The following is a 13,276-nucleotide window of genomic DNA, read 5'->3' on the forward strand; positions in this document are numbered from 1 at the left end:
AAGCAAGACGAAAACGCGCAGCGCGACGTGAGCGATCGGCAGCGCCTGGAGCGGGAGCTGGCGACGGCGCAGGCGCGTTTCGACGCGCTCTGCGAAGCGACCGGGCAGCTGGCTTTCCGTGCCGATCGACACGGTCGCAACATCGCCAGCTCGCCGGCGTGGGTCGCCTATACCGGAAGGCCCGCGGAGGTGGCTGCCGACGAGGGCTGGCTGGATCTCGTCCACCCCGACGATCGCCCCGGCGCGCGCACGACGCTCGACCACCTGCTCGAGCACCCGCGCATCGTCCAGACCGAGTGCCGCTTCCGTGGGGCCCGCGGCGCCTATCGGCGCTTCGCCGTGCGCATCGTGCCGGTTCGCGATGGAGACGGCGCCGTGGTGGAGTTCGTCGGCGCCGCGGTCGACATCGAGGAACAGCACCGCAAGGAGCTCGAGCGGCACGAGCTGAGCCGCGCCCTCGAGCGCAAGCGGGACAAGCTCGAGGCGATCCTCGAGGCGCTGCCGGTGGGCGTGGTGCTCACCGAGGTGCCGAGCGGCCGCGTCCTCCAGACCAACCGCGCCTTCGACACGCTCGGCGAGAACGCGGCGCCGGCTCCGCTGGAGCTCGCCGCCCGCCCGTGGGGCTCGACCGGCCCGGGCCCGATCGCACGCGCGATCCGCGAGGGCGAGCCGGTCGAAGGGGTGGAGGCGCGGCAGATCCGCGACGACGGCACGGAGCGGTGGTTGCGGATGAGCGCGGTGCCGCTGCGCGACGGCTCGGGCGCCGTGGTCGCCGGCCTCGGCACCACGATCGACATCACCGATCGCAAGCGGATGGAGGAGGCGCTGCGCGACAGCGAGCGACGCCTGCGCTTCTGCCTCGAGAGCATCCCGCAGCAGGTCTGGATTGCAGCGGCGGACGGGTCCCTCGAGTACTACAGCCCGCGCTGGTACGAATACACGGGCCTGGAGCCCGGGCAGGCGGACGGCTGGGGTTGGTCGATGGTCGTCCATCCGGACGATCGGTCCACCTGCTTCGCCGCCTGGAAGCGCGCAGTGAGGACCGGTGCCGCCTACGAGGTGGAGGTCCGGCTCCGCGCCGCGGACGGAAGCTACCGCTGGTTTCTCGGCAGGGCGCTGCCGCAGCGCGACGAGGACGGCAGGATCCTGCGCTGGTTCGGCAGCAACACCGACATGCACGAGCACAAGCAGATCCGCGAGGCCCTCGAGGCGAGCGAGGCCCGCTTCCGCCGGATCTTCGAGCTCGACCTCCTCGGTATGTGCACGTGGCGGATGGACGGGCAGATCCTCGACGCGAACCGCGAGTACCTCCGCACCTTCGGTTACGACGAAGCCGACCTCCGCGCCGGGCGGATCAACTGGTACGCGTTGACCCCGCCGGATCAGGCGCAATTGGGCGCCGACACCGCCGACGAGCTGCAACGGAGCGGCGTCATCCGTCCCACCGAGAAGGTCTGCCTGCGCAAGGACGGCAGCCGGGTCCCGGTGATCCTCACCGCCGCCCTGGACGCGGTGGGTGGCGAGACGGGCACCGCCTTCCTCTTCGACGCCTCGGACCGCAAGCAGCTCGAGGAGTTCCAGCACCAGCTCATCGGCGTGGTGAGCCACGACCTCCGCAGCCCCCTGGCCGCGATGCTCACCACCGCCGGGGTGCTGCTGCGGAGCGCGAGCCTCTCGCCCAGCGAGCGCCGCGGCCTCGAGCGGATCCACGGCACCGCCGAGCGGATGCGCCGGATCACGCGCGATCTGCTCGACTACACCCAGGCCCGGGTCGGCAGGGGCCTCTCGCTCACCGCGAGCGATGCGGACATCGGCGCGATCTGCAGGGCGGCGGCGGCGGAGGCGCAGCTCCTCGCGCCGGATCGGACGGTGATCTGCAGCGGCGAGGGAGCCGGCGAGCTCCGCTGCGATCCGGGCCGGATCGAGCAGGCCCTCTCGAACCTCCTCGCCAACGCGGTCAAATATGGCGAGGGACGGATCGCGCTGCGCTGGAGCAGCAGCGAGGACGAGTTCGCCATCGAGGTGGAGAACGAGGGCAGGCCCATCGACGGGGCCCTGCTGCCCCAGCTCTTCCTGCCCTTCCGCCAGGGGCCGCGTCCCGACGCACCCGTGACCCAGAGCCTCGGCCTGGGCCTCTTCATCGTCCGCGAGATCGCCAGGGCCCACGGCGGCGACGCGTCGATCCGGCCGCTGCCCCACGGCACCCTGGTGCGGCTCACCCTCGCCCGGCGCCTCGGCAACGCATGCGATCAGCGCCCGGAGGCGAGCTCCAGCGCGCGCTGGTAGAGCGGCTTCTTCGGCAGGCCCGTCGCCTCCGCCACCTCGCGGGCTGCGTCCCGCACCGAGACCCCCGCTGCGAGGCGGGCGCGGAGCAGCTCGTCGGGATCGGCCGCCGCTTCCGCCGGGGCAGGCCCCGTCCGGCCCTCGATCACCAGGGTGATCTCGCCGAGGACCTCGCCGGCGAAATGCGTCGCCAGCTCGGAGAGCCGGCCGCGCACGAATTCCTCGTGGAGCTTGGTGAGCTCCCTGGCGACGCAGGCCCGCCTGTCGCCGAGCGCCTCGCGCAGATCGAGCAGCGTATCGTGCAGCCGCCGCGGCGATTCGAAGAGGAGCAGCGTGCCCGGGGCAACGGCGAGCTCCGCCATCGCATCCCTGCGGGCGCCGCCCTTCCGCGGCAGGAAGCCGAAGAAGGTGAAGCGCTCGGTGGGCAGGCCGCTCGCCGCCAACGCTGCCAGCGGCGCCGACGGACCGGGAACCGGCACCACCGTGACCCCGGCCTCCACTGCGAGGCGCACCACCTCCGCGCCCGGATCGCTCACGCCGGGCATTCCCGCGTCGGTGACGAGCGCGATGCTCGCACCGCCGGCGAGGCGCTCGATCAGTCCCCCTGCCCTGCGCGCCTCGTCGAAGGCGGGGAGCGAGGTGGTCCTGGTGGCGATGCCGTAGCGGTCGAGGAGGATGCGGGTGCGCCGGGTGTCCTCGCAAGCGACGACGTCCACCGACCGCAGCACCTCCACGGCGCGCTGGCTGATGTCGCCGAGGTTCCCGATGGGCGTGCCCACGAGGTAGAGGGTGCCGGCTGTCGTCGTCATGGCGCGCTACCTAACACGGCGCCCCGGTGGCGTCGAAGGCCGCCGGAATCCAATCGATCGAGACCTCGCCCTCCCCGCGATCGATTACCGCGATCACGTCGAAGCGGATCGCCCTCGCGTCGAGGAGCCCCGCGCGCGTGGCCCAGTCGATCGCCGCGGCGATCACCCGTCTGCGCTTGCGCAGGGTGACCGTCTCCGCCGGCGCGCCGAAGGCGTCGTCCCGCCTGCTCCGCACCTCCACGAAGGCGAGGATCTCGCCCTTTTCAGCCACGAGATCGACTTCGCCCCTGCGGCAGTGGTGGTTCCGGTCGAGGATGACGAAGCCCTCCGCCTCGAGGAAGGCGGCGGCCCGCGCCTCCGCCTCGTCCCCGCGCGCGCGCCGCTCGGAGGGTCGTGCAGGCGGGCGGCTCACCGGAACGCCGCCACCGTGTCGGCGTGGGCGAGGAAGGGCGGCGCCTCGGTCCGGTGGATCACCTGGGCGCGCTTCCCCAGCCCCTGCAGCATCCGGCCGAGGAGCTCTTGCTTCGCCTCGTCGAGGAAGTGGAAGGGGTCGTCGTAGATCACCGGTACGGGCTGCCGCGCCGCCACCTGCTCGATCAAGGCGAGCTGCAGCGAGAGGAAGGCGACGCCGCGATCCGCCGCAGGCAGCTCGGCGAAGGGGATGCCGCCGCAGCGCATCCCCGCGGTGCTGGAGAGGGCCACCTCGCCGAGGCGCCGATCGGTGAAGGCGGCGAGGTATTGCCCCACCCGCTGCGCCATCCTGCCGCCGAGCTCGTGGCGATCGGCAGCGAGCAGCTCCGCCGCATGATCGATCGCGCGGGCGCAGGGATCGGCGGAGGGCCCGGCCTGGAGCACGCCGGGCAACGGCGTACGGCTCCGCGGCGCCGGCGCGACCGGTGTGAGCGCGCGGGCCGCGAGGGGCACCGCCGCCCCGAGGAGCGTGCCGCCGCCCGAATCCGGCGCCCGGCCCTCGAGCTGCGCCCGGAGCGTGGCGAGCTCCGCCTCCACCATCGTGCGCGGGCGATAGGCGGACGCCGCCAGGCCGGCGAGCTGCTCCTCGATCGCCGTGCTCTGCCGGTGCAGCTCCTCGAGAAGCGCGGCGGAACCGCCGTGGGCCTCGCGCGCCGCCTCGAGCTCCGCCTCCGCTGCAGCCACCTGCGCCCGGGCCTCGGCCCTGGCGCGAACCAGCTCCACCAACTCGTCCGGAAGCTGCAGCCCCGCCCGCTGGAGTGCGGCGCGCAACGGCGCCGTCGCAGCCTCCCACTGCGCCTCGACCCTGCGCTCGCGCTCCGTGAAGAGCACACCGAGCTTCGACGCCGAGTCGAGGGCCTGGAGCTCGCCCACCCACTTCACGGCGAGGGCCGCTGCGACGCCGAACGCAGGCACGTCGAGCAGCGCGACGATCCGCAGCGGGGTGAAGAGCGCGACGCTCAAGGATGCGAAGCCCAAGCCGCAGGCGCCGAGGAAGCGACGATCCTTCCAGACCGGCGCCGGCGCCTCGGGCGGCGCGCGCCCCTCCACCGCGGCGCGGTCTGCCTCGATCCGCTGCAGCGCCGCAGCCCGGTCGGCATCCGCCGCGCGGTAGGCAGCAACCAGCGGCGCCACGTCGTCGGGCAGATCGCCCAGCACCTCGTAGCGCTGCAACGCGCCGCGCAGGCCGCTCACCCGGCCCTCCGCCGCCCTCACCAGGTCGCGGTCGCGCTGCAGCCCCGCCTGCCGGTGGAGGCTCTCGTCGAGCTGCCGCTGCAACTCGTCCACCCGCCGCGTCGCCTCCAGCTCCTGCTCGAGGCGGGCGATGCCGCCGCGGAGCTCTGCGGGATCGGCTGCCGGCGCAGCCGGCGCCGGCTCGGGAAGCGCGAGCTCGGGCAGCGGCGGCGCGCCAGGGGCCGGCACCGCCGCCGCGCGCAGCAGCGCCGGGTCGAAGGTGAAGAGCTCCTCGAAGATCTGGCGGGAGGGGACGCCCACCTGCGCCCGCAGGAAGGGGCCGATCTCGCCGGGGCCCGCCTCCACCGCCACGAAGCGCCGCTCCGCCACGTCGAGGCGCTGCAGGGTGCAGCCGCCGCGCAGCTCCCGGACGAGGCGGAAGATCCCGCCGTCCCGCCCGCGGAGCACCAGCCCGACCTTCGCGCCGGGGGCCGCGGCGAGCTGCGCCGTCCCATCGTCCGGGCTGCCGTCGTAGAAGAGGAGGCTCCGGAGGATGGGCAGCAGCGGCGCGCCGCCCTGCACCACCACGTGGCCCTGGCCGAGCTGCAGCCTGCCCTGCGGCGGATGGCCGGCGACGCCCTGGAGGATGAGCTCGACGAGATGCATGGGAGCCGATGGTAGCGGAAAGAGGCCCGCGTGAGAGGAAAGTGCACCGCAGGAACTGCCAGGGGCCGGTCCCCCGAAGGAGAACCGGCCCCTGGCATCGACCAGCAGGAGCGCCTTACGCGCCCTGGATGGTCTTCGTCTCGGCGGTGCGGACGGCCTCTTCCTTGAGGCGGGCCTTCTTACCCTGCAGCGCACGGATGTAGTAGATGCGGGCGCGGCGCACGGCACCACCGCTCACCACCTCGATCTTCTCGATCTTGGGGCTGTGCATCGGGAAGATGCGCTCCACACCGACGCCGTAGGAGACCTTGCGGACGGCGAAGGTCGAGCGGAGGCCGGCGTTGCGCTTCTTGAGCACCGTCCCCTCGAACACCTGCACGCGCTCCTTGTCGCCCTCCTTGATCTTGGAGTGCACGCGGATCGTGTCACCGGTGGTGAAGTGGGGGAGGTCCGACCGGTACTGCTTGGCCTCGATGGAGGCGATCACGGGGTTGCGCATCTTCTATTCCTCTAAGGCCACGAAAGGCCCGGCACCATACGGGAGCATACGTCGTCGGGCAAGCCCCGCGCGCAGCGGCTCACGCGTTCTCGAGCAGCTTCCTGTCCTTCTCGCCCAGCTCCAGCTGGGCGAAGAGATCGGGTCGCCGCTCCTTCGTCCGGAGGAGGGCCTGCTGCCTGCGCCACCGCGCGATCTTCGCGTGGTCGCCCGAGAGCAGGATCTCCGGCACCGTCATCCCCCGGAACTCCGGGGGCCTCGTATACTGCGGGTACTCGAGCAGCCCCTCTTCGAAGCTCTCGAAACCAGCCGATTCCTCGTTGCCCAGCACGCCGGGAACGAGCCGGGCGGTGGCGTCCACCACGCTGAGCGCGGCGAGCTCCCCACCCGTGAGCACGAAATCCCCGATGGAGATCTCGTCGTCGACGAAGGCGCGGATGCGCTCGTCGTATCCTTCGTACCTGCCGCAGACCAGCACCAGCCGCTCTGCCCGGTGGAGCTCGCGCGCCACCGCCTGGGTGAAGCGCCGCCCCTGGGGATCCATGAGGACCACCCGGCTCGGACCACCCATCGCCTCCCGCGCCGCCTCGATCGCGGAGACGAGGGGCTCCGGCTTCATCACCATCCCGGCGCCGCCGCCATAGGGCGTGTCGTCGGTGACCCGGTGCTTGCCGATGGCGTGGTCCCGGATGTCGCGGACCCGGACCGAGATGTGGCCGCGCTCCACCGCCTTGCCGAGGATGCTCTCTTCGAGCGGTCCCGCGACGAGCCGGGGGAAGAGCGTGAGGATCTCGAATTCCACGGCTACTCCGCCATTTCGGGCGGCGCAACCACCACCTTGCCGGCTGCCGTGTCGACCGAGAGGACGTAGGGATCGACGAAGGGGACGAAGAGCTCCCCCGCCTTCCCCCGCACCACCAGCACCGGCACGTCGGCGGTATCCACCACCTCGGCGATCGGTCCGAGCTCCTGCCCCGCCTCGTCCACCGCGGTGAGTCGAAGCAGGTCGCGCTCCCAATATTCGCCGGGCTGGAGCTTCGGGAGCTGCTCCTCCTCGAGGAGCACCTCCTGATCGCGCAGCGCTTCTGCCGCCTCGGGCGTGGTGAGTCCCTCGAGCTGGAGGAGCGACTGCCCCTTGCGCCCCGGTGCGCTGCGGACGACGACGATGCGCCGCGGGGCTGCATCGGTCGCACGCAGGTGCACGTACCGGATGCCGAGGAGCGATTCGCTCTCGGGATCGTCGAGGGTGACTGCCACCATCCCCCGGATTCCATGGGGACGGGCGATGCGCCCGATGCGAATCACGGCGGTCAGTCCAGGATTTCCAGGGTGGCCCGCTTGCCCTCGACCTCGGCCCGTGCGGCCAGCAGGGTCCGCAGCGCCTTGGCGGTGCGTCCCTGCCTGCCGATCACCTTGCCGAGATCCCCGGGGGCAACCGAGAGCTCGTACACCGTGCTGGCGCCGGGACGCTCCTCGACCTCGACGGCCTCGGGCTCGTCCACCAGGCACCTGGCGGCGTATTCGATCAGGTCGCGCACCGGTCGGACTCCGCGGATCAGGCCTCGGTGGAGGCGGTTTCCGGCTTGTGCTTCTTGAGCAGGTTGCGGACGGTGACGGTGGGGACCGCGCCGTTCTTCAGCCACTTCGAGAGCTTGTCGGTGTCGAAGGAGACCGCCTCGCTGCCCGGGTTGTAGGTGCCGACCTGGTCGAGGAAGGCGCCGTCGCGGGGGCTCCGCGAGTCGGCAGCGACGATGTGGTAGTAGGGCGCCTTCTTCGCGCCGGCGCGGCTGAGGCGCAGGTGGACTGCCATGTCTTCTTCCCTCTCCGAGCGGGCGAGGAGCCCGCTGCCTGGAATGATCTCGTCGGGCTCAAAACCCGCGAAAGCGGGGGCTTTTACCCCTACGCAAGCGCCCGTGTCAAGGTGAGAGCGCCATCGAAAGGCCCCAACCTGCGGCACTTCGGGCCGATTCCGCCGCCCCCGGCGCGGGTCAGAGCGCCCCGCCGATCGGGACACCCACGCCGAAGAGGGCCTTGAGGTCCTGATCGGTGAAGTAGATGCCGCCGCCGAGGAAGTAGTCGCGCCCGAGGAGGATGCGGCCCGTGTTCGCCTCCACGTCCCGCGGGTTGAGCACGTCGTCGACGCCGGCGGTGACGAAGAGGTGGGAGAGGAAGAGGAGGTTGAGGCTCGCCTTGACCCGCGGGTAGTCGCTCGCCGGGTTGGCGAAGTCGAAGGCGTCCATCTTGAAGACCAGGTGGTCCTCGAGAAAGTTGAGGTCGAGGCCGAGGCCGCCGGTCGACTCGATCAGGCCGAAGCGGAAGGTGGTGAAGTAGTAACGCTTGGCGAATTGCGCGGAGAATTTGAGCCGGTCCCTGGTGATCCGGATCTCCTGGTTCGCCACCTCCTCGGAACCCGGCGGGCTGCGCACCACGGTCTCGCGCTCGACGAAGCCCCGGGGATCGTCGATCACCTCGAAGAAGAAGTATTTGTCGGGCCTGGGGATGAGGCGGAGCTGGAGGTAGTTCTTCGCCCCCTCCTCGTTGATCAGGTACTCGGAGCGGAGCGCCACCTCGACCTGGATCTGGGTCAGGGTCTCGATGTAGTCCGCGGCGTCGTAGGCGGCATCGGCGATCTTGTCGCCGAGCTCCTTGTCGGAGACGAGGCGGCCCACCGTCCCCTCCCCCCGCTCGATCTTCCCGGTGATCGACTCGAGGTTCTCCAAAGATTTGTTCAGGCTGGCGACCGCATTGCGCACGCCGCCCACCGACTCGCGGAGCTCGTCCTCGTCCTCGCCGACGATCCCCTGCACCGAGGAGAGGATCTCCCGGGTCTGCTCGGTGATCAGGCGGACGTTGGTGATGATCTCGCCGACCTCGTCGTCCTTCGCCTCGGTGAGGGCGCGGATGTCGGCGGTGACCGCCTGGGTGTTGTCGAGGATCGCCTCGAGTTTCGCCGAAGAGGAAGCGATCGTGCCGTCGAGGCGCTCGGTGATCCGGTCGAGGTTGGCGATGAGATCCTTGATCGAGGTCTCCTCGCCGGCGAGGGCCTCGCGGAGCGACTCGGTGATCACCTCGACGTCATCGGTGATCGCGTCGAGGGACTCGAAGATCGCCTCGATCTGCACCGCTTCCTTGACGTTGGTGACCTCGCCGCCCGGCGGCAGCGGCTCGTCCGGTGGCGGCGCCCCTTCCGCCTGCGCGAGGCGGAAGCTCGCCGGCACCACCTGCAGGCCCCGCGGCTGCCAGAGGTTGCCGGCGGGCTCCACGTTCCGCTCCTGCGGCGCGCCGGGATTCAGGTCGAGGACGAAGTCGCCCAGGAGCGAGGCGCTGCGCTTGGCGAGGACGGCGTTCGGGTAGACCGGCACGTCGGAGCGCACCGTGAAGAAGACCCGGGCCTTCCCGTTTTCGAGCTGGATGCGGGTGATCTCGCCCACCGCGATCCCGGCGACGCGGACCTGGGTCTTGGGCGCAAGGCCGGACGCATCGGCGATCACCGCCGAATACTCGGTCATCTCGCCCTTCAACCCCTGGTCCTGGATGAAGGAGAGGAAGACGAAGAAGGCGACGAGGCCGAGGACGACGAGGACGCCGACCTTCACGGATGTGGCGAGGTTACGCAAGGACGCTCAACCTATTGCCTGCCGAACCACATCTGCAAGAACTCGCGGACGTGGGGATGGGTGGACTGCCGCACCGCTTCCGGTGGGCCGTAGGCGACGATGCGCCCGTGGTGGAGAAAAGCCATCTGGTCGGCGACCTTGAAGGCCGAGCCGATGTCGTGGCTGATGACGACGCTGGTGACGCCGAGCTCCCGCTTGGCGTCGAGGATCATCTCGTCCACGTTGTCGGTGGTGATCGGATCGAGGCCCGTGGTGGGCTCGTCGTAGAGCACGATCTTCGGGTCGAGGACCACCGCCCGCGCCAGGCCCACGCGCTTGCGCATGCCGCCCGAGAGCTCCGCCGGAAATTTGTCCTCGATCCCCACGAGACCCACCAGCCTGAGCTTCTCCGCGACGATCTCCCGGATCTGCTTCTCGGAGAGATCCTTGCGGTGCTCCCGGAGGGGAAAGGCGACGTTGTCGAGCACGGTCATCGAGTCGAAGAGCGCCGCCATCTGGAAGACCATGCCGAATTTGCGCCGGACGTCGTTGAGCTCGCGGCGCTTCAGCCGGGTGATCTCCTGCCCGTCGACCAGCACCTGGCCGGCGTCGGGGTGGAGCAGGCCGATCATGTGCTTCATCAGCACCGACTTGCCCGAGCCCGAGCCGCCGAGGATCACCGTGGTGGTCCCCGGCATGCAACGCAGGTTGATCCCCTTGAGGACGTGGTTCGAGCCGAAGGATTTCTCGAGGTCGATGACCTCGATCATCGGGCGCTCCGCCATCAATCCCACCAGGGCACCATCAGCGCGGTGAGGAAATAGTCGCTGACGAGGATGAGGACCGAGGAGAGCACCACCGCTTCGGTGGTCGCCTCGCCGACGCCCTTGGCGCCGCCGCTGGCGTTGAACCCCTTGTAGCAGGCGATGGTGGTGATCATCAGGCCGAAGATCCCCGCCTTGATCATGCCGCCGAAGACGTCGGCGAGATCGACCCAGGTCTGGATCCGCGACCAGAACTGCGCCTCGCTGATCCCCTGCACGTGCACGGCGATGAGGTACGAGCCGAGCAGGCCGATCAGGTTGAAGACCATGCAGAGGATCGGCACGGTGAGCAGCCCCGCCAGCACCCGGGGAACGAGCAGGTAGTGGCGCGGATCGACCGCCATCGTGGCGAGGGCATCGATCTGCTCGGTGACCCGCATCGAGCCCAGCTCGGTGGCGATGGCCGAGCCCGCCCTGCCGGTGACCATCAGGCCGGTGAGCACCGGCGCCAGCTCACGGGTCAGCGCCAGCGCCACCGTGGCGCCTGCGAGCGATTCCGCGTCGAAGAGACGGAAGGCGATGGCGAGCTGCATGCCGAAGACTGCGCCGGTGAAGAAGCCGGTGAGCACCACCACGAAGATCGAGCCGACGCCCACCGCCTCGCAGGAGGCGAGCAGGTTCCCGAGGCGATAGGGGGGCCGCAGCGCCTGCGCGAAGACCTCGAACGCCAGCAGCGTGATGCCGCCGAGGTCCGAGAGCACGCGCAGGATCGCGGTGCCGATCCCGCCGAAGAAGCCGTGGAGCGCTGTACCGAGCTGGCCCAGGGGCGTTCCTCACTGCCCCGGGCGCGGTTTCAGCCGCCGACGAACCGGCGGGGCACCCGGGGACCGATGCCACAGAAGATCTCGTAATGGATCGTCCCCGTGTGTGCGGCAAGTTCTCCAGCGCCGATATTTTCGCCACCCTGGCAACCGAGCAACACCACCTCGTCGCCGACGGCGGCGCCGGGGACCTCGGTCACGTCGACCATCATCTGGTCCATGCAGACGCTTCCGACGATCTTCGTCCGCCTGCCACCGACCAGGACCTCGCCGGTGTTGGTGAGCGCCCGGGGGTAGCCGTCGGCATACCCCACCGGCAGGGTGGCGATGACCGACGGCCGCGGTGCGGTCCAGCGGGAGCCGTAGGAGATCGGGGTCCCCTCGGGCACGGTCTTGAGGTGGGTGATCGCGGTGGTCCAGCGGAGCACCGGCCGCAGGGAGATCTCGCCGCTGAAGCGCGGGCTGGGCATCTCGCCGTAGAGCATGATCCCCGGCCGCACCAGGCTGCCGTGGGCGTCGGGCTTCGCCACGGTGGCGGCGCTGTTGGCGAGGTGGAGCCAGCGGGGTCCCAAGCCGCGCTCCCGCATCAAGGTGGCGGCTGCGGTGGCCCGCTCGATCTGCCGTGCGGTCAGGGCGGAGTCGGCGAGATCGGCGTTGGCGAAGTGGGTGGCGAGCCCCTCGAGGACCACGCCGTGGCTCTTCGCCGCGTCGAGGAAGGCGGGCAGGTCCTCCGGCTGCACGCCAATCCGGCCCATGCCGGTGTCGAGCTTGAGGTGGGCCACCGCCTCGCGGCCCAGCGCCCTGGCAGCAGCGGCGAGCCCCTCGAGGTGCTCGGGCCGGAAGACCACCGGCGTGAGATCGTGGCCGACGAGCAGGTCGAAGCGATCGCCGTAGGCGCCGCCGAGGACGAGGATCGGCGTCTCCACGCCGGCGCCGCGGAGCTCGAGCCCCTCCTCGGTGAGGGCGACGCCGAGGAAGCCGGCGCCCTCGCGCTCCAACCGCCTGGCGCAGGGCACGGCGCCGTGTCCGTAGGCGTCGGCCTTGACCACCGCCAGGACCTCGGCCCTCGCGTAGGCCTTGAGCTGCCGGAAGTTCCAGGCCAGCGCGTCGAGATCGATGGTGGCGAGGGTGGGCCGGATCGGGCTGCCGTCCCAGGTGGGACGGGGCAGCCGCAGCGCGATGGGATTTGCCTGCCGGGCCATGGAGCTCCTTCTCGACATCCGGGGTATCCCGGCGTCTCCGCAGCGTCAAGGAACGCGCGTTGGGCTGGAAACGCCCTCTCCTGCCAACCGAGCAAGCGCCGGGCCATTTTCGGTTCGGCAAGCATTCCGGCCCTTTGGGCGGGCGACACCCCGCGGGCCGCGTCCCGGCAGCCGCACGCTGTGGCAGCAACGACAACACCCCGACCGCGGTGATTGTTTGCGATGGAGCGATCGTTTAGGGTGCGCGCCCTTTCGCTTCCAAGGAGCACATCGTGGCTGGACATCGGGTCGGGGGAGACGTCGACGCGTACTGCACCAAGTGCAGGATGATCCTCGGACACACCATCATCGCGATGGTTGCCGACAAGATCGCCAAGGTACGCTGCAACACCTGCCAGGGGCTGCACGCCTACAAGGCAGGCCCCCCGGGCACCAGGACCGCGTCGTCGCGCGCCCCCGCCGAGGGCCGCACGCGCCCTGCAGCGGCCCGGCCCGCGCGGGAGAAGGTGGAGACGCGTCCCTTCGAGGAGCTCTTCGCCGGCCGCGACACCTCCGACGCGAAGCCCTACTCGCCCCGCGAGCGCTTCGTCGAGGGGGAGATCCTCGCGCATCCCACCTTCGGCCTCGGGCTGGTGAAGAACGCCCGCCAGGACAAGGTGGAGGTGATCTTCAAGCTCGGGGAGAAGACGCTGGTCCATGCCCTCCCCGGCGGGCCGAAGGCGCCGGTGAGCTTCGCCAAGCCGGGCCGCCGCGAGGAGGGTGCCGCCTCCACCAGCGGCTCCGCAGCGGACAAGCCGCCCCCGGGGCAGCCCACCGGCCTCCACGTGGTGCACAACGAGCCGCTCACCGAGATGCCCCAGCGGGACGTCGACGCTGCCGATGCGGACGGCGCCGCCCTCGAAGAGACGGTCCGCGAGTAACCGCCCGCTTCGTGCGCGCACCAGCGGGTCGGTCCGCAGGTGCGCGCGCTGCCGGGTTGAGGCCGTCGCCCGCAG

Annotated in this window: 14 protein-coding genes; 2 read left to right on the forward strand and 12 right to left on the reverse strand. The window is 70.8% G+C overall.

The window, feature by feature from the left end; all coding sequences use genetic code 11:
- Window positions 1–27: 27 nt before the first annotated feature.
- Complete coding sequence (locus tag ACESMR_RS04585; protein WP_373045466.1) at window positions 28–2,286, forward strand: PAS domain S-box protein; 2,259 nt, start codon at window positions 28–30, stop codon at window positions 2,284–2,286.
- Here ACESMR_RS04585 and rsmI read toward each other — a convergent pair.
- From rsmI to alr, 12 genes are all read right to left on the reverse strand, one after another.
- Window positions 2,250–3,092: a 16S rRNA (cytidine(1402)-2'-O)-methyltransferase gene (gene rsmI / locus ACESMR_RS04590; RefSeq protein WP_373045468.1), complete on the reverse strand. Its 843-nt coding sequence runs from the start codon at window positions 3,090–3,092 to the stop codon at window positions 2,250–2,252. The genes ACESMR_RS04585 and rsmI overlap by 37 nt on opposite strands.
- Window positions 3,093–3,102: 10 nt before the next feature.
- The gene (locus ACESMR_RS04595) at window positions 3,103–3,504 is read right to left on the reverse strand and encodes a YraN family protein (protein ID WP_373045470.1); all 402 of its coding nucleotides are present in this window, start codon (window positions 3,502–3,504) and stop codon (window positions 3,103–3,105) included.
- A complete protein-coding gene (locus ACESMR_RS04600; RefSeq protein ID WP_373045472.1) occupies window positions 3,501–5,402 on the reverse strand; it encodes a hypothetical protein in 1,902 nt (633 codons plus the stop codon). The genes ACESMR_RS04595 and ACESMR_RS04600 overlap by 4 nt, the downstream gene beginning before the upstream one ends.
- A gap of 115 nt (window positions 5,403–5,517) precedes the next feature.
- Window positions 5,518–5,901 (reverse strand): 50S ribosomal protein L19, encoded by a 384-nt coding sequence (gene rplS / locus ACESMR_RS04605; protein WP_373045474.1) that lies wholly within the window; start codon window positions 5,899–5,901, stop codon window positions 5,518–5,520.
- A 79-nt stretch (window positions 5,902–5,980) separates the two neighbouring features.
- Window positions 5,981–6,700 (reverse strand): tRNA (guanosine(37)-N1)-methyltransferase TrmD, encoded by a 720-nt coding sequence (trmD, locus tag ACESMR_RS04610; RefSeq protein WP_373045476.1) that lies wholly within the window; start codon window positions 6,698–6,700, stop codon window positions 5,981–5,983.
- Between the two features lie 2 nt (window positions 6,701–6,702).
- A complete protein-coding gene (gene rimM / locus ACESMR_RS04615; protein ID WP_373045478.1) occupies window positions 6,703–7,203 on the reverse strand; it encodes a ribosome maturation factor RimM in 501 nt (166 codons plus the stop codon).
- A 5-nt stretch (window positions 7,204–7,208) separates the two neighbouring features.
- Window positions 7,209–7,436, reverse strand: coding sequence for a KH domain-containing protein (locus ACESMR_RS04620; RefSeq protein ID WP_373045480.1), 228 nt, complete (start codon window positions 7,434–7,436; stop codon window positions 7,209–7,211).
- Between the two features lie 17 nt (window positions 7,437–7,453).
- Window positions 7,454–7,708, reverse strand: coding sequence for a 30S ribosomal protein S16 (gene rpsP, locus ACESMR_RS04625; protein WP_373045482.1), 255 nt, complete (start codon window positions 7,706–7,708; stop codon window positions 7,454–7,456).
- 178 nt (window positions 7,709–7,886) lie between these two features.
- Window positions 7,887–9,515 (reverse strand): MlaD family protein, encoded by a 1,629-nt coding sequence (locus tag ACESMR_RS04630; protein ID WP_373045484.1) that lies wholly within the window; start codon window positions 9,513–9,515, stop codon window positions 7,887–7,889.
- Window positions 9,516–9,526: 11 nt separating this feature from the next.
- The gene (locus ACESMR_RS04635; protein ID WP_373045486.1) at window positions 9,527–10,264 is read right to left on the reverse strand and encodes an ABC transporter ATP-binding protein; all 738 of its coding nucleotides are present in this window, start codon (window positions 10,262–10,264) and stop codon (window positions 9,527–9,529) included.
- Between the two features lie 14 nt (window positions 10,265–10,278).
- Window positions 10,279–11,019, reverse strand: a complete 741-nt coding sequence (locus tag ACESMR_RS04640) for an MlaE family ABC transporter permease (protein ID WP_373045487.1) — start codon at window positions 11,017–11,019, stop codon at window positions 10,279–10,281.
- 92 nt (window positions 11,020–11,111) lie between these two features.
- Complete coding sequence (alr, locus tag ACESMR_RS04645; protein ID WP_373045489.1) at window positions 11,112–12,281, reverse strand: alanine racemase; 1,170 nt, start codon at window positions 12,279–12,281, stop codon at window positions 11,112–11,114.
- Window positions 12,282–12,553: 272 nt separating this feature from the next.
- Here alr and ACESMR_RS04650 point away from each other — a divergent pair, with 272 nt between their 5' ends.
- Complete coding sequence (locus tag ACESMR_RS04650; protein WP_373045491.1) at window positions 12,554–13,201, forward strand: hypothetical protein; 648 nt, start codon at window positions 12,554–12,556, stop codon at window positions 13,199–13,201.
- The last annotated feature ends 75 nt before the right edge of the window (window positions 13,202–13,276 follow it).

The sequence above is a fragment of the Vulgatibacter sp. genome (assembly GCF_041687135.1).
Taxonomy (GTDB): domain Bacteria; phylum Myxococcota; class Myxococcia; order Myxococcales; family Vulgatibacteraceae; genus JAWLCN01.